The organism is Candidatus Methylomirabilota bacterium (assembly GCA_035709005.1).
In the GTDB taxonomy this organism is placed as follows: domain Bacteria; phylum Methylomirabilota; class Methylomirabilia; order Rokubacteriales; family CSP1-6; genus 40CM-4-69-5.
On sequence record DASTFB010000070.1, the window covers coordinates 16,656 to 37,563 of the forward strand.

The window sequence follows — 20,908 nt, forward strand, 5'->3', positions numbered from 1 at the left end:
GAGAGGCCCGCGGTATCATCGGGGCATGGAAGCCGCCTCCGAGGTCGTGGTGGTCGCCGATGCGGCCGAGCTCGCCGACCGGGCCGCCCAGAGCATCGTCGACAGCGCCCTCGAGGCCGTGGCCGCCCGCGGCCGCTTCATGCTGGTGCTGGCCGGCGGCGACACCCCGCGCCGAACCTACGCGCGGCTGGCCGCAGCGCCCCGGCGCGACGCGATGCCCTGGGCCAGCACGTTCGTCTTCTTCGGGGACGAGCGCTGCGTGCCGCTCGACCACGCCGATTCCAACTACCGGATGGCCCGGGAGACCCTGCTCGATCAGGTGCCGCTGCCCTCGGAGCAGGTCTTCGCCATGCCCGGCGACGCCCCGGATCCGGACGCCGGGGCCGTGGCGTACGCGCGCACGCTGGCCCGGGTCCTCGGCCTTCGTCGCGGCGAGGTGCCCCGATTCGATCTGGTCCTGCTGGGCATGGGGCTGGACGGCCACACCGCCTCGCTGTTTCCCGGGTCGCCCGTGCTCAAAGAGATCTTCCGGCCCGTCGCTGCGGTCCACGCGACGGCCGCCGCCATCCCGCAGCGCATCACGCTGACCCTGCCCGTGCTCAACGCGGCTACCAACGTCCTGTTCCTGGTGTCGGGCCCGGAGAAGGCCAAGGCCGTGAGGGCCGTGCTGGACGAGCGGGCCCTGCTGCCCGCGGGCATGGTCCAGCCCGAGAAGGGCCGCCTGGTGTGGATGCTCGACCACGCCGCCGCCTCCCAGCTCCGGCGCTAGAGCCGTGCGGATCGCCATCGGCGGTGACCATCGCGGGTTCGTCTACAAGAACCAGGTCAAGGCTGCGCTGGCCGCGGACGGCCACGCGGTGATCGATTGCGGCACCGACTCCACCGCCCCGGCCGACTATCCCGACTTCGCCCGCGCCGTCGGCAGCGCGGTCCGTGACGGGAACGCCGACCTGGGCGTGCTGATCTGCGGCAGCGGCGCCGGCGTCTCCGTCGCGGCCAACAAGATCCGCGGCGTGCGGGCCGCGCTGTGCCACGACCTCTTCACGGCCAGGCAGTCCCGGGAGGACGACGACGCCAACGTCATCTGCATGGGCGCCCGGGTGGTGAGCGAGGAGCAGGCCGTGGAGCTCACGCGCACGTTCGTCAGCGCTCGTTTCTCGGGGGCGGAGCGTCACGTGCGGCGCCTGGCCAAAGTCCTGGCGCTGGAGGCCGCGATGGCGGGCTCCACGGCGTCCCCCCCGAGACCTGGCCCACGGGCTCCGTGATGACCACCGCCCTGGACGAGCTGGAGCGGCGCGCCGTCGGGCCCCGGATCTGGAAGAAGGAGGCGGCGCTCTGGAGCGACGTGGCCCCCGTGCAGGCAGCGATCGCCCAGCGTCTGGGCTGGCTCGACGCTCCGGCAGCCACGCGGGGCCACGTCGGCGAGCTCAGCCGGTTCGCCGCCGGGCTGCGCGCCGAGGGCTACACGGACGCCGTCCTGCTCGGCATGGGCGGCTCGAGCCTGGCCGCCGAGGTCCTGGCCGCGACGTTTCCGCCGGCGGGGGCCGGGCTGGCCCTCACCATGCTCGACACGACGGATCCCGGGGCCATCCGGGCCGCCCGCGACGGCCTGGACCTCGCCCGTACCATCTTCGTGGTGTCCTCCAAATCGGGCACGACGGCCGAGATGCTCGCCCTCTATCGGTTCTTCCGCGCCGAGCTCGACGCGCAGGTGCCGAACCCGGGCGCGCACTGCATCGCGATCACCGATCCCGGCACGCCGCTCGAGCGTCTGGCTGCGGACGATCGCTTCCGTCGCACGTTCCTCAATGCGCCGGACATCGGCGGGCGATTCTCGGCCCTGTCCCTGTTCGGCCTGGTGCCGGCCGCGCTGATCGGCGTGGAGATCGGGCGCCTGCTGGATCGCGCCGCCACCATGGCCGCCGCCTGCGGCCCCGGGATCGCGGCCGCCGACAATCCCGCCCTGCGGCTGGGCGCCGCGCTGGGCGGAAATGCCCGCGCGGGACGCGACAAGGTCACCCTCGTGCTGTCGCCACCGATCCGCGCGTTGGGCGCCTGGCTGGAGCAGCTCCTGACCGAGTCGACCGGCAAGCAGGGCCGCGGGCTCATCGTCGTGAACGAGGAGCCCCTCGGGACCCCGGAGGTCTATGGCGGCGACCGGCTGTTCGTGGCGCTGAGCCTCGGCCCCGATCCCGACCTGGCGGGCCGACTGGCAGCGTTGCAGGCGGCGGGACACCCCGTCGTTCACCTTCCCCTGACCGACCGCGTGGACGTGGGGGGCGAATTCTTTCGTTGGGAGCTCGCCACGGCCGTGGCCGGCGTGCTGCTGCGCTCGTGGCTCCTGGAGCTCACCGCCGACGTGCTGGCCACCGATCCCGAGCTGAGCGCCTGGGTGGAGGACTCCGGGGAGGGGCGCTGGACCGTCCAGGACGCGGTGGAAAAGGCCGTGCCGGCGCCCGCCATCACCGCCGCCCTCTTCGCGCGCTTCCGCTCGCGCCGTGAGAACTCCTTCGCCGACCGCCTGCTCGCCGCGCTGCGCCGCGCCTTCGGGGGCCATGCCGTCCGCCGATGATCCCTTCACCCTGATCATCTTCGGCGCGTCGGGTGACCTGACGCGGCGGAAGCTGATCCCCGCGCTGTTCGCGCTCTACGCCTCGCGCACGCTCCCCGAGCCCTTCGCCATCGTCGCCATCGCCCGCACGGAGATGGCCGACGACGACTTCCGGCGCCGGATGCGGGAGGCCGTGGCCGAGTTCGGTCGCGTCCAGCCGCCCTCGGAGGCGGTGTGGGACCGGTTCGCCCGCGCGCTCACCTACCTGACGGGCGATCCCAAGAACCCGGCGCTCTATCCGCGGCTCGGAGCCCTGCTGGCCGAGATCGAACGCGGACGCGGTCCCGAGAACCGGCTCTTCTACTGCGCCACGCCGCCCAGCCTCTACGATCCGATCGTCGAGCACCTGGGCACGAGCGGTCTCTCGCGCGACGCCGGCGGATGGACCCGGATCATCGTGGAAAAGCCCTTCGGGCGGGACCTGGCCTCCGCGCGCACCCTCAACCGGCAGCTCGGCCGTTTCTTCCGCGAGGAGCAGGTGTATCGGATCGACCACTACCTGGGCAAGGAGACCGTCCAGAACCTCCTCGTCTTCCGGTTCGCCAACGAGCTGTTCGAGCCGGTGTGGACGCGGGACCACGTGGCCCACGTCCAGATCACCGTGGCCGAGACCCTCGGCGTCGAGGATCGCGGCGCCTACTACGAGGAGGCCGGCGCGCTGAGGGACATGGTGCAGAATCACCTGCTCCAGCTCCTGTGCCTGATCGCCATGGAGCCGCCGGTCACCTTCGACGCCGCGCCCGTCCGCGATGAAAAGAACAAGGTGCTGCAGGCGATCCGTCCGATCGATCCGGCCAGCGTGGACGCGGTCGCCGTCCGCGGCCAGTACACAGGCGGCTTCGTGCAGGGGCGCGCCGTGAAAGGCTACCGGGACGAGAAGGGCGTGAGCCCGAACTCCCGGACGGAGACCTTCGCGGCGCTCCGCTTGCTGATCGACAACTGGCGATGGGCCGGGGTCCCCATGTTTCTGCGCACGGGCAAGCGCCTGCCCAAGCAGGTCAGCGAGATCGCCATCTGGTTCCGCCGGACGCCCCACCTGATCTTTCGCCGCCATCCCGCCGGCGTGGCGCCCAACGCGCTGGTGATCCGGATTCAGCCCGACGAGGGCATCGCGCTCACCGTGAACGCCAAGATCCCGGGCCAGGATCTCAGGCTAGGGCCGGTGACGCTGGACTTCCGGTACGGCGAGGTATTCGGCGGCCAGCCCCCCGAAGCGTACGAGCGCCTCCTCCTGGACGCCATCCACGGTGACGCCACGCTCTACGCGCGAGGAGACTGGGTCGAGCAGGCGTGGGCGATTCTGGATCCCGTGCTCACAGGCTGGCGCGCCGGGGCCCCGGCCTCCTACCCCGCGGGCTCGTGGGGCCCGCCGGAGGCAGACAGCCTCATCGGCCGCGACGGCGGCGCCTGGCGCAACCCGTAAGCGAACGGCTACTTCGCGGTCTGGAGCGCGCGACTCGCCGTGAGCTCCACGTAGGTGAACCACCAGCCCTCCCACAGGCGCACCTGCAGGGAGTTGGCATTCTTCTCGAACACCTGCGTGATGCCGTGCGAGCCGTTCGTGGTGTTGCTGACGCTCCGCCAGCCGTTCGCCTCGAGCGTCGTCCGCATGGCCACGCCCAGGCTATTGAGCTCGATCCGGCCCCGATAGTACAGGCGCGCCGCTTTCACGGACGGCGACTCGATGACCGTGGCCCGGTCCTCCACGAAGGTGAGGCCCCGGGGGACCGGGATGTCCTCGAACTCGCTCCGCGAAACCTTGGACTGGCCGGTGGCGCACGCTGCAGCGAGTGAGCCGACGAGCAGGACTGCGAGAACGTTGGTGGCTTTCACGGCGTCAGCCTAACAAGTGGGCCCGCCGGCCACCAAAGAAATAAGACGCGGTCAGCTCAGACGGATAAACCGGGCGAAGTCGGCCTCAATGGCCCGGGCCACCTCGGTCACCTGGCCCGGGGTCAGGTCCTCGTCGAGGATGAGCACGACGATGGCGCGCCCCCGCTTCGTCTTCCGCCCCACGTGCATGGACGCGATGTTGACCCCCAGGCTGCCCAGCGTCGTACCGATGCGGCCCACCATGCCGGGGCGGTCCTCGTAGGACAGCACGAGGATGTAGCCCTCCGGCGTGAACTCGATATAGAGGTCGCGGAGGCGGACGATGCGGGGCTGGCCGTCGAACACCGTTCCCGCGATGATCTTGCGTCCTTCCGACGTGTGCGTGGTGACGGTCAGCAGGCTGTTGTAGCCGTGGGTCTCCGCTTCCCGGCTCAGCTTCACCTCGACGCCCCGTTCGCGCGCCACCAGATGGGCGTTGACCAGGTTCACCGGCGTCGCCATCACGGGAGCCAGCAAGCCCGCCAGCACGGCCCGGGCCACCAGCTCGGTGTCGGCCTGGGCCAACTGCCCGGCCACCGTCACCTCCACCCGGGCCAGGTGCTCGGGATCCAGCTGCACGCAGAAGCGCCCCAGGCGCTCGGCCAGCCCGATGAACGGGCGCAGCTCGGCCAGGGCCGCGGGTGAACCGACCGGGATGTTGACGGCGTGCTCGACCAGCTCGCCGTCCCGGAAGGCAACGATCTGGCGGGCGACGTCGACCGCCACGTTGACCTGGGCCTCGGCCGAGTTCGCGCCCAGGTGCGGCGTCACGACGACGCGCGGGTGCCCGATGAGGCGGCGCAGCTCTTCGGACCGGGGCGGCTCCTCGCTCCAGACGTCGATGGCGGCGCCGGCCACCTGGCCGGACTCCAGGGCGGCCAGCAGGTCCCCCTCGTGGATCACCCCACCCCGCGCGCAGTTGACGATCCACACCCCCCGCTTCATCCGGGACAGCTCGCCGGCCGCGATCATGTGCTCCGTCTCTTCGGTCAGGGGCACGTGGACGGTGACGATGTCGGCCGCACGCACCAGGGTGTCGAGGTCCACCAGCCGCGCCCCCACCTCGCGGGCGCGGGCCTCGCCGATGTAGGGGTCATAGACCAGCAGGTCCGTTTCGAAGGCGCGCAGGCGCGCGGCCACCCGCGAGCCCACCTTCCCCAGACCCACGATCCCCACGGTCTTGCGGTACAGCTCGCGGCCGTAGATGGACCGGTCCCAGGTACGCGCCTTGAGGCCCGCGTGGGCCTCGGGGACACGACGCAGACAGGCCAGCACCATGGCGACGGTGTGCTCGGCCGCGGAGACCACGTTCCCGTAGGGGGCGTTGACGACCACGATCCCCCGCCGGGAGCAGGCCTCCACGTCGATGTTGTCGACGCCGACGCCCGCCCGGCCGACGATTCTCAGGCGCGGCGCGTGCGCGAGGAGCGCGGGCGTGACGGCGGTCCCCGACCGGGTGACCAGCGCGTCGGCCTCGGCCAGACGGGCGTGTAACGTTTCGACCGGCGGGCGATGGAGCTGCTCGACTGTGCACCCCTGCTCCTTCAGGTACGCCAACCCCTCCGAAGCCACCGCATCGACGACCAGCACATGCATCCCGCGCCTATTGTACTGGGTTGAGACTCGCCCGTAGTCTCACCTCGCGTGAAATGGGGAGGTCTGGAGGGGGCACCCTGCCCCCTCCAGGCTAAAGAGTGAGGTTTGGAGGGGGGCGCGCCTCGTGCCCCCCTCCAGGCTAACAATCATCCCTGAATAGAATATCCGCCATCCACCGGGATCGCCGCCCCCGTGATGAAGTCGGAAGCCGGGCTGGCCAGGAACACGGCCACGCCGGCGAGATCGTCGATGACCCCCCAGCGTCCGGCCGGCGTGCGTCGCAGCACGTTGTCGTTCAGCCCGGGCACCTCCTGACGCGCCCGGCGCGTGAGGTCGGTATCGATCCAGCCCGGCAGTACCGCGTTGACCTGGATGTTGTCCCGCGCCCACGCCGCCGCCAGCGACTTGGTGAGCTGCACCATCCCGCCCTTGCTGGCGCCGTAGGCGGGCGCGAACGAGGCGCCGAAGATCGACATCATGGAACCGACGTTGATGATCTTGCCGCCGCCGGTCTTCATCACGGGGTAGACGGCCCGGGCGAGCAGGAAGGCCGACGTGAGGTTGGTATCGAGCACCTGATGCCACTCGGCCAGGCTCAGCTCGTGCGCCGGCTTGCGGATGTTCGTGCCGGCATTGTTGACCAGGATGTCGATCCGCCCGCACTGCTCGCGGCCGGCGCGCACCAGCGCCGTCACCGACGCCTCGTCGCTGACGTCCACCGGGATCGCCAGCGCCGCTGGGCCCAGGCGGCTCAGTTCGGCCACTGCGACCCGCGACTTGTCCTGATCCCGCGCCGCCACGACGACGCGCGCGCCGGCTGCGGCCAGACCGCGCGCCATGCCCAGGCCGATTCCGCCGTTGCCCCCGGTGACCACCGCGACTCTGCCCTTGAGATCGAACACCTCCCGTCCTCCTCCAGTGAAGCCGAGTGCCATGTAACATCTACAGGATTCGCCGTCGATTTGCAGGTTTTCCAATGCCGCGCCGCCGACACCGAGCGCGGTTTCGTGGGTTTAGCGAGCATGGGCGCGTGGCACGCTCTCTGCAAAACGACGCCCGGCATGAATATGATTCAGCACCGCCCTGTCGACACTCATGCGGCTCGCCACCTCTGGGGTGTTGTCCTCGGCGGCGGCATGGAAGCGCGACACCGAAGCGATGGCTCGTGGAGCCGTGCGGCCTCGTGTCCGACCCTGCTGATGCGCACGCTCGAGCGTGCCGCGCGGTTGATTCCCGCCGAGCGACTCGTGACCGTTCTCACTCGCGGACAGACCGTATCCTACAGCACCGCGCCCGGCGAGCTGTCCGAGATCAACCGTGTCGTGCAGCCTGCGTGGCGCGGCACAGCCGCCGAGGCCTACTTGCCGGTGCTGAAGATCGCCGCTACGGATCCAGAGGCGGTGGTCGCGCTGTTTCCGGGCAGTTACACCACGGACGGCGAGGGGCGCCTGATGAGCCACGTGAGTAAGGCCGTGGCCGCGGTGGCGATCCGCCCCGACTTGCCGATCGTGCTGGGGGCCTCTCCGCCCGGCCCTGACCCGGCGTCGGCCTGGATCGAGCCTGGCCCCCCCATCGACGACCTGGAGCGTTATGCCGTCCGCGCCGTGCGGCGCTTCCTGCCCCGGCCCTCCGCGGCGGAGCTCGTGGCCCTCTGGGAGGGCGACGGCCTGGTGAACACCCGCGTCGTGATCGCCAAGGCCCGAACCCTGATCAGGCTGGGCCACCGTTACCTGCCCGACGTCCTGGAGACGTTCGAGCCGCTGGAGACGACCTTCAGCACGCCCGAGGAAGGGCTACTCTGCGAGGCCGTGTACGAGCAGATGCCGTATGCCTCTATCACGCACGCGCTGTTCGCCCGCACGGACGACGTGGCGGTGCTCCCGGCGACTCAGGTCAGGATGTGGCTCGACCAGCCGGCGGCCGTTCCTGCACTGGCCTCCTAGCCAGCCGCGGGCAGTAGAAGCGAAACCTCGGCGCCGCCTTCGGAAGGGTTGCCGAACACGAGGGCGCCGCCGTGAAGCCGCGCGACCCGCTCCGCCGTGACCAGCCCCAGCGTTGGCCGGCCGCTGCTCGCCGACACGGCGAGCCGGATCAGGGCGCGCGGGTTGGTCGTCCGTAAGCCGACGCCCCAGTCCCGCACGACGAGCGCCACCCGCCCCTCACCGACGGGCCGGAAGCTCACCTCCGGTGGCCGCCGGCCGGGGCCGGCCGCCTCCGTGGCAGCCAGGGCATTGCGGATGAGATGACTGACGGCCGAAGCCAGGAGCAACTCGTCGCCGAGGACCGTGGGCCAGGTTCCTTCGACGACGCTCACCCGCCCGGGGTGCCCCGCGTCCACCACCCGCCGGACCAGCCCGCCCAGGTCCAGGCGCGCCGGTGGCCGGAGCTCCAGCGCCATGACCGAAAAAGCGGCCGGCAGCAGCGTGGCCAGGCGGCTGGCCTCCTGGTGGATCGCTTCCAGGCTCTGCAGGGCCCCGGCGTCGCCGCGGCTCAGACGCTTGAGGACCTCCAGGTGCATCGTCAGCGCGTTGAGGGGCCCACGGAGATCGTGCAGCAGGCGATCCAGATCGTCGGGAAGCGAGCCCATCAGGTGATGCGCGCCGACTTCACCGCCTGGATGCCGTATTTGGCCAGCTTGTTGTACAGCGTCTTGAGGCTGATGCCGAGCAGGGCCGCGGCCCGGCGCTTGTCCTGATTGGTTTCCTGCAGTGCCCGCAGGATGAGCTCCCGCTCCATCTCGCGAATGGGGACGATTGATCCGCTCGAGGGCGGCCGGGGCGGCTCCGTGCTCCGGAGCACATTGTCGGGCAGATGCTCGGTGCCGATGAGGCCGCTGCCGCCCAGGACCACGGCCCGCTGGATGACGTTGCGGAGCTCACGGACGTTGCCCGGCCAGCTGTAGCGATCCAGCACCTTCTCGGCCTCGGGGGTCAGCCCCCGCACCTGTCGGTTGTCCTGCCGATTGAACTCGTCGATGAAGGTGCGCACCAGCAGCGGGATGTCTTCCTTGCGCTCCCGCAGCGCCGGCAAGCGGATCTGGAAGACGTTGAGGCGATAGAAGAGATCCTCCCGCAGCTGGCCCTGCGCCATGGCCTCCGTAGGCACCCGGTTCGTCGCCGCGATCACCCGGACGTCGACCTGGATCTCCGTCTTCCCGCCCACCCGCCGGAAGTTGCCCTCCTGGAGGACCCGGAGCAGCTTGGCCTGGGTGGAGTTGTCCATCTCGGCGATCTCGTCGAGGAACAGGCTGCCCGTGTCGGCCAGCTCGAAGCACCCCAGGCGCCGCTCGCTGGCGCCCGTGAAGGCACCCCGCTCGTGACCGAACAGCTCGCTCTCGATCAACGTCTCCGGGATGGCCGCGCAGTTGATCGCCACGAAGGGCTTGTTGCGGCGACTGGACAGGTCGTGGATGGTTCGGGCCACCAGCTCCTTGCCGGTACCGCTGTCGCCGAAGACCAGCACCGGCGCCGTGCTGGTGGCGGCCAGCTCGATCCAGCGGTAGACCTCCTGCATGCCCTTGGACTGCCCGACCAGCTGCCCGAAGCTGCCCTTCTGGCGGAGCTGATGGCGCAGGAAGTTCACCTCCCGCGACAGCGACTCCTGCTCGATGGACTTCTCGAGCAGCACCTGCAGCCGGGTGGCGTCGACCGGCTTCGTCAGGTAGTCGAACGCCCCGTGGCGCATCGCTTCCACCGCGCTCTCCACGGTGCCGTGCCCCGTGACCAGCAACACGATCGGCGGCCGCCCGGTCTCCTTGAGCTTCTGGAGCAGGGTGAGCCCATCCATCTCGGGCAGGACGAGGTCGGTCAGGACGACCGCCGGATGCTGGGTCTCGACCAGGTTCAGCGCCTCTTCCCCGGAGGACGCCGTCTCGACCTCGTACCCCCATTGGCCGACGAGGCGGGCCAGACCCTCACGCTCGGCTGGCTCGTCGTCGACGACCAGAACCTTGCCGCTTCTGGTCTGCTCACGTCGCGTCGGGCTCACTGTCTCCCCCACGAGCGGCTGCTGAAAGAGCCGTCGCGGCGCGGGGCCAACGAGACCCCGCGCCGCGACCAACGAGAGCTTCCCCCCGGGCTTATTTGCGTTGGACCTGCAGGTTGTTGACGACGGCCTTGACGCCGCCCGCCTGCCACGCGAGCTGTTCGGCCCGGGTCTTCTGCTCCGGCGTCTCGACAGTACCGTTAAGGTAAACAGTGCCGTTGTTGGTGTCAACGTCGACGCGGGTGAGATTCGCGGCCTTGTCCGCGACCAGCTTGGACTTCACCGACGCCGTGATGCTGGCGTCGTCTATGGTCTGACCCGTCGTCTTCCCGGTCATGGCGCGGCATCCGCTGAGCAGCGACAGGATGACGGCGACCACTGCGAGAGTCTTGAACGCACGTCCCATTGCGATCTCCTACTCTGAGTGAATGTTCACACACATAGCGCGACGATCAGGCCGCCCGCCGGGTGCCTTCCCGGTTGGCCTGGCAGCCCACGCAGCGAATCGCGAACGGCATCACACGCAGCCGGGCCGGAGCGATGGTCTCGCCACAGTCCCGGCAGATGCCATAGCGGCCGGACTCGATGTCTTCCAGCGCGGAGTTGACTTCCTGCAGCTCACGGGCACGCCGGTCGACGACCGCCGCCGTGACCTCGCCGTCGTGGGTCAGCCAGGCGCTTCCGTAAGGATCCTTCAGGACCTCACGGCTGTTGTCGCTATCGCGCGCCGAGCCCATGCTGGACTGGATCGCGTTATTCAACGCCTGCCGTTTCCGCTCCAGGTCACGTTTCACCGTTCGCATCGGTCCGTCCTCCTCCGTCTCCGTGCCACTCTACACAGGCAGGTGCCGTGCCAACCGTACGCGCCCCTGCGTTGTTGCGGATTTTTGGAACACAACGCGGCGCCCCGCCGCTGGCCGCACCCTCGGCCCGTGAAAGTCCTACCATCAAATTAAGGAATAATTTTCAATCGGTCCCCTATCGGCCGCCCATAAGTTCAATCGGCGATGCGCGCGCTGGCATGCCCGCTGCACCGGCAGATCCCCGAGCGATCACGTATCGAGGGAGATCACGGATGAATCACGCCATGGTCATAGATGCCAGGACAGGCTTCCCGGTTGCAGCGCGATGGCTGTTCAAGCGCGACCATCCCCGAGCCATCGACCGATACATCGACTACTTCGGGGGCATCGCCGAGGGCAGAACCGTCGATCCCGGCGGCGAAGCCCTTCTCGAGAGCCTCGAGGAGGTGGGGTCATGAGGATCCCCCGCCTGAGCGCGGTTGCCCTGGCGGCGTGCCTGACCGCGGCATGCGCGGGAGCAACCAGCGCCCCCCAGCCGGCGCCCAGCCCCCGGCCCCAGAGCTCGACCACGAGCCGGCCCCTCGATCAGGCCCAGGCCCAACGGCTGCAGCGTGTGATGGTGCCGCTCATCCGCGCCATGGACAACAAGCGGTCCCTCGACCAGGTCCGAGTGGGCATCGTTGACAATGGCCAGATCAACGCCGCGAACGCGGGCGGGGGTGAGTTCTACGTGACGACCGGTCTGCTGCAGAAGGCCAACGAGGAGCAGCTTCAGGCCATCCTGGCCCACGAGGTGGCCCATGACGACCTGGGTCACGTGGCCAAGGCCCAGGTCCTGGGCACCGGCCTCAACATCGGCGTCATGATCCTCGACCAGCTCTTTCCGGGCAGCGCCGCCATCACGCCGATCGCCGGCCAGCTCATCGCCCGCGGATACAGCCGGAACGAGGAGTACGCCGCCGATCGCCACGGGGTAGAGCTCCTGCGGCGGATCGGCAAGCCCAAGGAGCAGATGATCGAGACCCTGACCTGGCTCCAGGAGACTGCAGGCGCCAGCGGCGAGGGCGGGTTCTTCGCGACTCACCCGGCCACGGGCGACCGGATCGAGGCGTTGCGGCAGATCAACTGACGCCGCGGCTGGCTAGCCGCGGCGTCGCTCCTGGGCGCGCCGCACCCGGGCGCTTCCCAGCAGGGCACCCAGCGATTGCCGGGCGGCGAGGAACCCGGCCAGCGGATCCCCCTGGGCGAGCAGGCGCTGGCGAGCGTTGCGCAGATGGAAATCCTCAGGATAGATGCCCTGCTCGAGCTCCCGCCACTCCAGGGGCGCAGAGATGGCGGCGCCCGCATACTCCCGGACCGAGTACGGGCTCACCAGGGTGGCTCCCCGCCGGTTGCGCAGCACGTCGATCAGGATCTTGCCGCGGCGGCGGGCCCGCCGCATGTCGAAGGTGAAGAGCGAGGGCTCCCGCTGGCGGGCCATGCGGGTGATCACCGAGGCCGCAGTCAGCACCTGATCGTAACTGTACACGGGCTCCAGGGGCACCATGACGTGCAGGCCGCGCCCGCCGGAGGTCTTGACCCAGCTGCGGATCTTGAAGCCGGCCAGAAGGCTCCGCACCAGCATGGCGGCGTTGCGGACCTCGCGAAAGGCGATCTCCGTGGGATCGATGTCGAACAGCATCACGTCGGGACGATCGATGGCCTGCACCGCCGACGCCCAGGGATGAAAGGAGATGTAGCCCAGGTTGACGAGGTAGGCCAGGGCGGCCCGCTCCCGGCCGATGAGATAGTCGGCGTAGCCCTGGGCGGTCTGGTCGCTGCGGATCCGCCGGGTAGTGATCCACGATGGCAGGCCGGGAGGCGCCGCCCGCTGGTAGACGTACTCACCGCTGTCCAGAGCCCGGAGCAGGCTGAATGGCCGGTCGACCAGGAATGGCATGAGGTGGTCGGCCATGTCCAGGTAGTAGCCGAGCAGATCCTCCTTGGTGACTCTGTCTTCCGGCCACAGGAGCGCCTCGGGGTTTGTGAACAGGATCCGACGGCCGTCGATCTCTTCGACACGCGTGCTCATCGCCCCCCCTGCCGCCACCCCTCGCCTGCTCCGGGGACGCCCGAGGAGGGTTCGGCGAGGAATAGGAGCCGACGTGCCTGCATCTGTTGCGTGAAGCAAGCAATTCAATTGCCACGTCTGGCGGGGGGGTGGGAAAACGAGTTCTCAGTGTTACCGGTCGGATCGAGCGCCGGGTCAGCCGAAGTCGTGCGACGGCACGGCGCCGCCGGGTCCCTGCAGGGGCCGGACCCGCCGCGCGCGGACGGAAACGACGCCGTCCTGGGTCTGGAGGATCCCGTCCACGAGAAGGTAGGGCGCGGCGACGAGCACGAGGCGGTGTCGCTCGAACAGTTGCGGGGTCACGATCACGTTGGCGATGCCCGTCTCGTCCTCCAGGGAAAGAAAGACGAATCCCTTGGCGGTGCCCGGGCGTTGCCGCACGATCACGCTGCCGGCCACCCGCACAACACGTCCATGGGCGACCCGGGCCAGGTCGCCGGCCCGGACGATTCCCTGGCGCGCCAGCGTCGAGCGCAGCAGGGCCAGGGGATGGGGCCCGAGGGTCACGCCGGTGCCCGCGTAATCAGCGTCCAGACGCTCGGCCACGCTCATCTCCGGGAGCGGGCTCGGCTCGGTGGACGGCTCGGCGGCTTGCAGCAGCCCCGGAAGCACCGGGCGGGCGGCCTGCCAGAGCGCCGCCCGCCGCGTGCCGTTCAGGGCGTCGAGCGCCCCCGTGGCGGCCAGCGCGGTCAGCTCGTCGCGCTCGAGACCGGCCCGCCGGGCGAGGTCGGCGAGTGAAGCGAATGGGCGCTCGCCGCGCGCCCGGGCGATGGCCCGCCCGGCGCTCTCGCGCAATCCCTTCACGTAGCGGAGGCCTAGTCTGATTTTGAACAGGGCACGGGCACCCGGCCGGGGGAGTCCCGAGGGGGGCGTAGCCCCCTTCGGTTGAAAGTCGCCACGCCCGTGCCCCGCCGCAATCTCACCCGGCGCTGGTTTTCCTGCCCGATCAGAGTCCCGATCATCGGTCTCGGTCTCGATCGCACACAACCAGTCGGAGCGGGTGATGTCGATCGGGTGGATCGTCAGGCCGTGACGCTGGGCGTCTTTGATGATCGTGGCGGCGTGATAGAAGCCCATCGGCTGGTTGTTGAGCAGCGCGGCGTAGAATGCGGCCGGATGGTGAGCCTTGAGATAGGCGCTAGCGTAGGCCAGCAGGGCGAAGCTGGACGCGTGCGAGTTGTGGACCACGAGGTCGTTGGCGAGAAAGTTGTGGTCGCCCTCGATCTCGAGATCATAGGTGGCTCGGACGCCGACCGGCGCGATGGCGACGATCCGATCCCAGCCGAGCGACCCGATCCGCTGATGGCGCGGCCGGCCTGTACCTCCGACCGACGGTAATGTCCGCGCGGCGGCGATATGCTCGCCGATGCCGAGGGTGGCCAGCGGGCGCCATCCGGTCGCGGTGAGCAAAGGATGCTCGGCCGTGGCCATGATCTCTCGGCCCTGCGCGGTACGGAGCCGGTAGACCATCCGGGGCCCGCTCGACCTGGCCTCGAGCACGCGCCGACGGCTCAGACGCAGGCCCGGGGCACAGGCGAGCGTGCTGGCCAGCCGGACTTTGCCGTTCGCGACATCCTCGATCGTGATCCACCGCCCGGTGTCGGCGTCCATCACGCGTGTCCCGCCCGCGACACATTCGGGGAAGCCGTACAGCGCGAACGCCGTGATGGCGTGCGCGATCTGGTCGGCAGCGACGCCGGTGATGCCCCGGGTGGCCATTCCCGCCCGGAGCTTCTGCTCCACCTCGGCCATCCGCCGCTCGCTGCGCTTGAAGCCGAAGGCCCGGCGGAGCTCCTCGGCTTCGGTGCCGGTGAAGCCGGCGGCCACCATGGCCATCCGGAGCAATTGCTCCTGGAAGAGGGGCACGCCCAGCGTGCGCTCGAGGATGGGCTCCAGGCTCGGGTGCGGATAACTGACGGGCTCGCGTCCGCGCCGCCGGCGGATGTAGGGATGCACCATGTCGCCCACGATGGGGCCGGGACGGATGATGGCGACCTGGACGACGAGGTCGTAGAACCGCTCGGGGCTGATGCGGGGAAGCGTGGCCATCTGGGCCCGGCTCTCCACCTGAAAGACGCCGATCGTGTCGGCCCGCTGCAGCATCGCGTAAACGGTGCGATCGTCCGGCGGCAGGTGCCCCAGATCGATGTCGGCGCCGGTTTCCCGCACGATCGCGATCGCCTCCTGGAGCACGGACATCATCCGCAGGCCGAGCAGATCGATCTTGATGATGCCCAGCGCCGCGCAGTCATCCTTGTCCCACTGGATCACGACGCGCCCCGGCATGGTGGCCGGCTCGAGGGGCACCACGTCGTCGAGCCGGCCGGCGGCGATGACCATCCCGCCCGAATGCTGGCCGAGGTGACGGGGCAGATCTTGCAGCCGTGTCCACAGCGCGGCGAAGGCGCGGATCCGCGGATGGCGCGGGTCGCACCCCGCTTCGGCCAGGTGCCGGGTGAGCAGATCGTTGGGGTCCTGATAGCCCCAGTTGGGGGCCAGCCGGGCCAGGCGATCCTGGAACTCGGCCGGCAGCCCCAGGGCCTTGGCCACCTCCCGGGCCGCGCTGCGGCCCCGATAGGTGATCACGTTGGCGGTCATGCCGGCGCCCAGCCGGCCGTAGCGGCGGTACACGTACTGGATCACCGCCTCCCGGCGCTCGACACTGGGCAGATCCATGTCGATGTCGGGCCACTCGCCGCGCGCCTCCGAGAGGAAGCGCTCGAACAGGAGGTCCATGCCGACGGGATCGACGGCGGTGATGCCGAGCGCGTAGCACACGGCGCTGTTGGCCGCCGAGCCCCGCCCCTGCACCAGGATGTCGTGGGTGCGGCAGTACTCGATGATGTCCCAGACGATCAGGAAGTAGCCGGCGAGGTCGAGCCGGCCGATGATGTCGAGCTCGTGATCGACCTGCCGGCGGGCCCGCGCGGCCAGCCGACCGCGGCCGTAGCGCTGCCGGACGCCGGCGTCCACGAGCCGGCGCAAGTGCGCCGGGGCGGTCTCACCGGGCGGCAGCGGAAAGTCGGGGAACCGGTAGCCGAGGTCCTTCAGCGTGAAGCCCAGGCGCAGGGCCAGCTCGCCGCTCTGGTGGACCGCGTCGGGCAGATCCCTGAACACCCGGGTCATCGTGGGCCCATCACGCAGCTCCCGCTCGGCATTGGGGCCCAGGCGCGTGCCGGCGCGGTCGAGATCGACCTTCTCGCGAATACAGGTGAACACGTCAGCGACCGCCCGACCGCCCGGCCGCGCGTAGAGCGGCTGGTTGGCGGCGACGAGGGCCACCCGCGCGCGCCGGGCCAGCGTGACCAGCGCCTCCAGCACGCGCTCCTGGTCCCGATCGAAGTGACGCTGCACCTCCACGAAGCAGTTGGAGCGTCCGAAGATCCCCACGAGCCGGTCGAGCCAGGCCCGCGCCTCCTCCGGGCCACCCGCGGCCAGACGGCGCGCCAGTGGGCCCCGTGCGCCACCGGTGAGACAGACCAGCCCGTCGACGTGGCCGGTCAGGTCGTCCAGCGTGGCCACGGCCTTGCCCTTGGGAGCGCCGAGCTTCGTCCGGGTGATGAGTCGGCAAAGGTTGCGGTAGCCCTCCCGATCCTCCACGAGCAGGGGCAGCCGCGAGCCGTCGTCGAGGGTGAGCTCGCTTCCCACCAGCGGCTTCACGCCCGCTCGCACCGCGGCCTGGTGGAACCGCGCGGCGCCGTAGAGCCCGTCGCGATCCACCAGCGCCAGCGCCGGCATCCCCCGGCGCGCCGCCTCGGCCACGAAGACATCCGGCTGCTCGGCACCCTCGAGAAACGTGAACGCGGACTGCGCGTGCAGTTCGATGAACATTTATAGGGTGCGGGCACCCGGGCTTCGCCACGCCCGTGCCCCGCCGCGATCACCCGCGGTGGTGATTCGGTTGCGCTGCGTGCGTCGCGACATCACAGGGTGCGGGCACCCGGGCTTCGCCACGCCCGCACCCCGCCGCGATCACCCGCCACGGTTGCTCGGTTGCGGGGCGTGCGGCCCGACTTCGGGCGCCACGCCCGTGGCGCGCCGTCAGTCGTAGATGCCATCCAGGACCCAGTGGTTGGCCATGCGATCGAGGGCGAGCCGGCACAGCGTGCCGTCGTCGAGGAGGAGGTCCCACTCGTCGCGAGCCCAGGCGCGGCCGTCCCACCACTCTCCCGAGACTCGCCAGGGCCCGGCGCACGCGACGACACGCCGGCCCACGCCGGCCCACTGCACGGACGCCGGGTGGTCGGCCGCCGCCACCACCTGCACCCTCACTGGTGGACGGATCCGCCGGAGGACCACGCTCGATACCGGCGCGGCGCCGGCGCGATCGCCCTCCTCGGTGGGAACGAAAGGCACCAGCGTGACCGGGTCCGGGTGATGGGAATCGACGAGCCGCGGCGACCCGAAGTTGTCGGGCCCCACCAGCTCGGTCAGATGAGCAACCAGGGCAGCCAGATCGCGCTGGCGCGGCGCCGGGGGCTGTCCTAGCTGTCCTTGCCCGGGCGCGACCGGCACGACGCGGGCGCTCACCGCCACCGCGGTCACCGCCGCCGCGGGTGGCCGCGCGGCGAGCTCGCAGCGGATGAGCGGGACGAGGACCGCGCGCTCACACGCCGGCTGGGCCAGGGCGATCGCGCGCTCGTGCCGCTCGCCTGTGGTGAGCCGGAGGCGGAGATCCAGCCGGTCGGCCCACACGTGGGCGGCGCCCAGGCGAGCGGTGAGCCGTTCGAGCACACGATCCAGCACGACGGCCAGCATCTGGAGATCCTCGATTTCCCAGTCGAGGTCCTGAGCCTCCTCCCAGAACGGTGGGGGGACGTACGGCCGGAACGGATCACGATCGTGCCCGCAAGCGAGATCGTGGAGGCGCAAGCCTTCCTGGCCCAGCCGCTCCGCCAGCCCCGCGCGCGGCAGCGCCGCCAGCTCTCCCAGCGTCCGCACCCCCCAACGCCCCAGGGTCGCCGCGGTGGTCGCCGGCAGGTCGAGGACCGCGAGCGGCGCGGTCGCGAGCACCGCCCGTTCACCGCCGGGCGGCACCACGGCGACCCGGCGGCTCGTGGCCCGCACGGCGACTCCGGCGACCGTTCGGCTGCTCGCGACACCAGCGCGGGCGGCGAGGCCCACCATTCGGGCCTGGCGCACCAGGCGCTCTGCCACGGCGCCGTCGTCACCGAACAGCCGTTGTAGGCCGGCGACATCGGCATGGACGAGCCCGGGAGCGGTGTCTTCCACACGGGGGGACACGGCGAGCGCGGCTTCGACGAGCGCATGCTGCGCCGACACCAGGGTCTCCTCGCCGAGCGCTCGGCAGACGAGGTCGGGGCAGCGTGCACGGGCCTCGCTCTCGGTCATCCTCGGCCGCACGCCGGCCTCGCGGGCGATGGCGTTGGCCTCGACCACCCGCGTCACCGGCGGCGCTCCCCGGACGATCGCCAGGGCGCGCTCGGCCAGCACCGGCTCGCCGCGCTCGGCGGCCGCCGCTGCGAAGAACGGCACCCACACGCAGGCGACGCGGCCGCCCGGCGAGCTCACGCCGTCCACCACCGGGTGACGTCAGAGGGGACGACGCCGCCCAGGGAGCCGCGCCCGCGGAGCAGGCGCACGGCCGTGCCCACGCGGGCCAGGCGCGTCGGCGCGCCGCGCGGACCGCTCCACTCCAGCGACCGCCGGACGGCCTGGACGGCCAGCGCCGCGCCGGGACCGGCGATGCGCCGACTCGCCAGGATGAGCAAGGCCGCGCCCGACCGGCGAACGGCCAGCCGCAGTCGGAATGCGAGCGTGAGAGGCAGGCGCGGCGGACGCTCGCCGACGTCGAGCGCGACGACCGTGAACCCGGGGCACCGCACGAGACGATCAGCCACGCGCAGCGCGACATCGTGACGTCCGCCGCAACGCACCCACAGCAGGCGCCGGAGATTCACCCCGGCGCGCGCGGCGGTCGAGGGATCGAAGGCGTGGTCGGTGTCTACCAGCGCGGCCACCGCCCCGCGCTGCGTGACTTCGCGCAAGCAATCGACGAGCAGGCTCGTGCGTCCGGACGACGGCGCACCGACGATCTCCGTGATCTCGCCCGGCACGATCATGCCCATTACTTATCACGTGTTGAGCCTATGACAAGGAGCCAGATATTGGTGCTCTGGCGGCGGTCACCACCAGATAAAGTGGGATCGCGGCGCACGATCCGGTTGCGATCGAAACTGGCACAGAATCCACCGATGTGGCCCCGCGCTTGCACCTTGCCTGGCACAGAAAGCGACAGCGAGGAAACTCGAGAAGCGAAAATGGCCAGGCAAATCGGGTATGCGGTGGTCGGGCTCGGCAACACCGCGCGTACAGCGATCTTGCCTGCATTCGCGCGCAGCACCGAGCATTCTCGCCTCGCCGCGGTGATCTCCGGCGATCGCGCCAAGGCCCAGCTGGTGGCCCAGCAGTATCATGCTGCCGCCTACCATTACGAGGAGCTGCGCCAGTGCCTGCAGCGCGAGGATGTGAACGTCCTGTACATAGCCCTGCCGAACTCGATGCACTCCGACTACGCGGTGGAGGCGGCCCGCGCCGGCGTCCACGTCCTCTGCGAGCCCCCCATGGCGGTGACCGCCGACGAGTGCCGCCGCATGATCCGCACCTGCCAGACGAACCGCGTCAAACTGATGATCGCCTACCGGTTGCGGTTCCGGCCTTCCGTCCTCGAGGCCCTGGCCCTGGTGCGGGGCGGGCACATCGGGTTACCCAAGACCTTGAGCTCGGACCTGACCACGCGCGTGGAGGCCCCGGATAGCATCCGCCTGCAGCGGCGGCTGGGCGGTGGCACCGTCTACCACCTGGGAGTAGAGTGCATCCACGCCGCGCGCAGCGTGTTCGGCGCCGATCCCGCGCAGGTCATGGCCATGACGGCCAGGACGAGCCGTCGTTACGGCGGCGACGTCGACGAGAGCGCGGTGGCGCTGATCCGGTTCCCCGACGAGCGCCTGACCCACTTCCACGCGAGCTTCGGAGAGGAGCCGTCGTCCGGCTTCACCATCTTCGGAGAAGACGGCTGGATCCACGTGGCCAACGCCTACGAGCCGCAGGCCTCCGGCCACCTCATCTTGCTGCAGCGGGAGCAGCGGCAGGAGACCTCCTTCGAGCCGACGGACGAGTACGCGGCAGTGCTCAGCCACTTCTCCACGGCCGTGCGGGAAGAGCGCGTGCCCGAGCCCACCGGTGTCGAGGGGCTTCAAGACGTCCGCGTCATCGAGGCGATCTACCGCTCGGCGCGGGACGGCCGGCCGGTGACCCTGCCGCGGCTGGCCCGCATGGCGGCGCCGGGAGCGGAGCAGGAGGCCGTCCGGTCCCCCGGCCAGCGCCAACAGGCGAGCTGAACTGCCTGGCACGTCCGTTGCGTTCTCTACATACCGGAAGTCCGCGAAGGACATGACAGGCACGAGAAGAAGGAGGTCACACATGGACAGGTGGAGTGTACTGGCGCTCGCCCTAGCGGTCGCCATGCTCACTGGTCCCGCGCTCGCGCAGACCACGGGCGGCGGGACGTCCCAGACGCCGATGGCACCCAGCACGTCGGGTGGCGAGGCCGCCAAGCCGGACGCCATGAAGTCGGATCCCTCCAAGGCCGGCCGGGCCGCACGCACCGGCAACCGCGAGCAGGTGAAGGCTGCACAGGAGGCGCTCAAGCAGAAGGGCTTCGACCCCGGCGCGGCCGACGGGATGATGGGCCCCAAGACCCAGGCGGCCCTGAAAGAGTTCCAAAAGTCCGAACAGCTGAACGAAACGGGCCGTCTCGACGCCGAGACGATGGCCAAGCTGGGCGTGCAGGCCAAGGCCGACGGCGCGAGCCCGTCCGCGTCGCCGACCACCAGCCCGACCAAGGGCCGGTAGTTCTCGCCGCTTCAGGGCGCCGGGCGGCGGCCCGGCCGGGCTGTCCGGTCAACCGCC

Annotated in this window: 20 protein-coding genes; 9 read left to right on the top strand and 11 right to left on the bottom strand. The window is 70.5% G+C overall.

What is annotated here, in order from left to right; translation table 11 throughout:
* The first annotated feature begins 25 nt into the window (after positions 1 to 25).
* Genes pgl through zwf form a run of 4 tightly spaced genes read left to right on the top strand, consistent with a single transcriptional unit; the run spans position 26 to position 4,034 of the window.
* Positions 26 to 769: a 6-phosphogluconolactonase gene (gene pgl / locus VFR64_10715; protein HET9490210.1), complete on the top strand. Its 744-nt coding sequence runs from the start codon at positions 26 to 28 to the stop codon at positions 767 to 769.
* A 4-nt stretch (positions 770 to 773) separates the two neighbouring features.
* Positions 774 to 1,265 (top strand): ribose 5-phosphate isomerase B, encoded by a 492-nt coding sequence (rpiB, locus tag VFR64_10720; protein HET9490211.1) that lies wholly within the window; start codon positions 774 to 776, stop codon positions 1,263 to 1,265.
* Positions 1,265 to 2,572 carry a hypothetical protein gene (locus VFR64_10725; GenBank protein ID HET9490212.1) on the top strand — a complete coding sequence of 436 codons (1,308 nt, stop codon included), beginning with the start codon at positions 1,265 to 1,267 and terminating at the stop codon, positions 2,570 to 2,572. Before rpiB ends, VFR64_10725 begins: the two co-directional genes overlap by 1 nt.
* Positions 2,556 to 4,034: a glucose-6-phosphate dehydrogenase gene (gene zwf / locus VFR64_10730; GenBank protein ID HET9490213.1), complete on the top strand. Its 1,479-nt coding sequence runs from the start codon at positions 2,556 to 2,558 to the stop codon at positions 4,032 to 4,034. Before VFR64_10725 ends, zwf begins: the two co-directional genes overlap by 17 nt.
* 8 nt (positions 4,035 to 4,042) lie before the next feature.
* Here zwf and VFR64_10735 read toward each other — a convergent pair whose 3' ends face one another.
* From VFR64_10735 to VFR64_10745, 3 genes are all read right to left on the bottom strand, one after another.
* Positions 4,043 to 4,444, bottom strand: a complete 402-nt coding sequence (locus VFR64_10735; protein HET9490214.1) for a hypothetical protein — start codon at positions 4,442 to 4,444, stop codon at positions 4,043 to 4,045.
* 51 nt (positions 4,445 to 4,495) lie between these two features.
* Entirely contained in the window at positions 4,496 to 6,079 is a 1,584-nt protein-coding gene (serA, locus tag VFR64_10740) for a phosphoglycerate dehydrogenase (protein ID HET9490215.1), read from the bottom strand.
* Positions 6,080 to 6,225: 146 nt separating this feature from the next.
* The gene (locus VFR64_10745; protein HET9490216.1) at positions 6,226 to 7,014 is read right to left on the bottom strand and encodes a glucose 1-dehydrogenase; all 789 of its coding nucleotides are present in this window, start codon (positions 7,012 to 7,014) and stop codon (positions 6,226 to 6,228) included.
* 264 nt (positions 7,015 to 7,278) lie between these two features.
* Here VFR64_10745 and VFR64_10750 point away from each other — a divergent pair, with 264 nt between their 5' ends.
* Positions 7,279 to 8,022 (top strand): hypothetical protein, encoded by a 744-nt coding sequence (locus VFR64_10750; protein HET9490217.1) that lies wholly within the window; start codon positions 7,279 to 7,281, stop codon positions 8,020 to 8,022.
* On the opposite strand, the gene VFR64_10755 is transcribed toward VFR64_10750, so the two are convergent.
* The 4 genes from VFR64_10755 to VFR64_10770 form a co-directional block, all read right to left on the bottom strand.
* The gene (locus tag VFR64_10755) at positions 8,019 to 8,666 is read right to left on the bottom strand and encodes an ATP-binding protein (protein ID HET9490218.1); all 648 of its coding nucleotides are present in this window, start codon (positions 8,664 to 8,666) and stop codon (positions 8,019 to 8,021) included. The two genes, VFR64_10750 and VFR64_10755, sit on opposite strands and share 4 nt — an antisense overlap.
* Entirely contained in the window at positions 8,666 to 10,078 is a 1,413-nt protein-coding gene (locus VFR64_10760) for a sigma-54 dependent transcriptional regulator (protein HET9490219.1), read from the bottom strand. Before VFR64_10760 ends, VFR64_10755 begins: the two co-directional genes overlap by 1 nt.
* Positions 10,079 to 10,157: 79 nt before the next feature.
* Positions 10,158 to 10,469, bottom strand: coding sequence for a BON domain-containing protein (locus VFR64_10765; protein ID HET9490220.1), 312 nt, complete (start codon positions 10,467 to 10,469; stop codon positions 10,158 to 10,160).
* A gap of 46 nt (positions 10,470 to 10,515) precedes the next feature.
* Positions 10,516 to 10,866: a TraR/DksA C4-type zinc finger protein gene (locus VFR64_10770; GenBank protein HET9490221.1), complete on the bottom strand. Its 351-nt coding sequence runs from the start codon at positions 10,864 to 10,866 to the stop codon at positions 10,516 to 10,518.
* A 272-nt stretch (positions 10,867 to 11,138) separates the two neighbouring features.
* Here VFR64_10770 and VFR64_10775 point away from each other — a divergent pair, with 272 nt between their 5' ends.
* The gene (locus VFR64_10775) at positions 11,139 to 11,324 is read left to right on the top strand and encodes a hypothetical protein (GenBank protein ID HET9490222.1); all 186 of its coding nucleotides are present in this window, start codon (positions 11,139 to 11,141) and stop codon (positions 11,322 to 11,324) included.
* Positions 11,321 to 11,995 (top strand): M48 family metallopeptidase, encoded by a 675-nt coding sequence (locus VFR64_10780; protein HET9490223.1) that lies wholly within the window; start codon positions 11,321 to 11,323, stop codon positions 11,993 to 11,995. Before VFR64_10775 ends, VFR64_10780 begins: the two co-directional genes overlap by 4 nt.
* A gap of 12 nt (positions 11,996 to 12,007) precedes the next feature.
* Here the strand turns inward: VFR64_10780 and VFR64_10785 are convergent, their stop codons facing one another.
* From VFR64_10785 to VFR64_10800, 4 genes are all read right to left on the bottom strand, one after another.
* Positions 12,008 to 12,937 (bottom strand): hypothetical protein, encoded by a 930-nt coding sequence (locus VFR64_10785; GenBank protein ID HET9490224.1) that lies wholly within the window; start codon positions 12,935 to 12,937, stop codon positions 12,008 to 12,010.
* A 174-nt stretch (positions 12,938 to 13,111) separates the two neighbouring features.
* Positions 13,112 to 16,807 carry a DNA polymerase III subunit alpha gene (gene dnaE, locus VFR64_10790; protein HET9490225.1) on the bottom strand — a complete coding sequence of 1,232 codons (3,696 nt, stop codon included), beginning with the start codon at positions 16,805 to 16,807 and terminating at the stop codon, positions 13,112 to 13,114.
* A gap of 210 nt (positions 16,808 to 17,017) precedes the next feature.
* A complete protein-coding gene (locus VFR64_10795) occupies positions 17,018 to 18,508 on the bottom strand; it encodes a DNA polymerase Y family protein (protein HET9490226.1) in 1,491 nt (496 codons plus the stop codon).
* On the bottom strand, positions 18,505 to 19,059 hold the full coding sequence (locus VFR64_10800) for a hypothetical protein (protein HET9490227.1): 555 nt from the start codon (positions 19,057 to 19,059) through the stop codon (positions 18,505 to 18,507). Before VFR64_10800 ends, VFR64_10795 begins: the two co-directional genes overlap by 4 nt.
* Before the next feature lie 198 nt (positions 19,060 to 19,257).
* Here VFR64_10800 and VFR64_10805 point away from each other — a divergent pair, with 198 nt between their 5' ends.
* The gene (locus tag VFR64_10805; protein ID HET9490228.1) at positions 19,258 to 20,337 is read left to right on the top strand and encodes a Gfo/Idh/MocA family oxidoreductase; all 1,080 of its coding nucleotides are present in this window, start codon (positions 19,258 to 19,260) and stop codon (positions 20,335 to 20,337) included.
* An 82-nt stretch (positions 20,338 to 20,419) separates the two neighbouring features.
* The gene (locus VFR64_10810) at positions 20,420 to 20,851 is read left to right on the top strand and encodes a peptidoglycan-binding domain-containing protein (protein ID HET9490229.1); all 432 of its coding nucleotides are present in this window, start codon (positions 20,420 to 20,422) and stop codon (positions 20,849 to 20,851) included.
* Positions 20,852 to 20,908: the final 57 nt, after the last annotated feature.

Coding starts and splice junctions, on each gene's coding strand:
- pgl (HET9490210.1), top strand. CDS start 26: ATGGAAGCCGCCTCCGAGGTCGTGGTGGTCGCCGATGCGGCCGAGCTC.
- VFR64_10725 (HET9490212.1), top strand. CDS start 1,265: ATGACCACCGCCCTGGACGAGCTGGAGCGGCGCGCCGTCGGGCCCCGG.
- zwf (HET9490213.1), top strand. CDS start 2,556: ATGCCGTCCGCCGATGATCCCTTCACCCTGATCATCTTCGGCGCGTCG.
- serA (HET9490215.1), bottom strand. CDS start 6,079: ATGCATGTGCTGGTCGTCGATGCGGTGGCTTCGGAGGGGTTGGCGTAC.
- VFR64_10745 (HET9490216.1), bottom strand. CDS start 7,014: ATGGCACTCGGCTTCACTGGAGGAGGACGGGAGGTGTTCGATCTCAAG.
- VFR64_10750 (HET9490217.1), top strand. CDS start 7,279: ATGCGCACGCTCGAGCGTGCCGCGCGGTTGATTCCCGCCGAGCGACTC.
- VFR64_10755 (HET9490218.1), bottom strand. CDS start 8,666: ATGGGCTCGCTTCCCGACGATCTGGATCGCCTGCTGCACGATCTCCGT.
- VFR64_10765 (HET9490220.1), bottom strand. CDS start 10,469: ATGGGACGTGCGTTCAAGACTCTCGCAGTGGTCGCCGTCATCCTGTCG.
- VFR64_10770 (HET9490221.1), bottom strand. CDS start 10,866: ATGCGAACGGTGAAACGTGACCTGGAGCGGAAACGGCAGGCGTTGAAT.
- VFR64_10775 (HET9490222.1), top strand. CDS start 11,139: ATGAATCACGCCATGGTCATAGATGCCAGGACAGGCTTCCCGGTTGCA.
- VFR64_10780 (HET9490223.1), top strand. CDS start 11,321: ATGAGGATCCCCCGCCTGAGCGCGGTTGCCCTGGCGGCGTGCCTGACC.
- VFR64_10785 (HET9490224.1), bottom strand. CDS start 12,937: ATGAGCACGCGTGTCGAAGAGATCGACGGCCGTCGGATCCTGTTCACA.
- dnaE (HET9490225.1), bottom strand. CDS start 16,807: ATGTTCATCGAACTGCACGCGCAGTCCGCGTTCACGTTTCTCGAGGGT.
- VFR64_10800 (HET9490227.1), bottom strand. CDS start 19,059: ATGATCGTGCCGGGCGAGATCACGGAGATCGTCGGTGCGCCGTCGTCC.
- VFR64_10805 (HET9490228.1), top strand. CDS start 19,258: ATGGCCAGGCAAATCGGGTATGCGGTGGTCGGGCTCGGCAACACCGCG.
- VFR64_10810 (HET9490229.1), top strand. CDS start 20,420: ATGGACAGGTGGAGTGTACTGGCGCTCGCCCTAGCGGTCGCCATGCTC.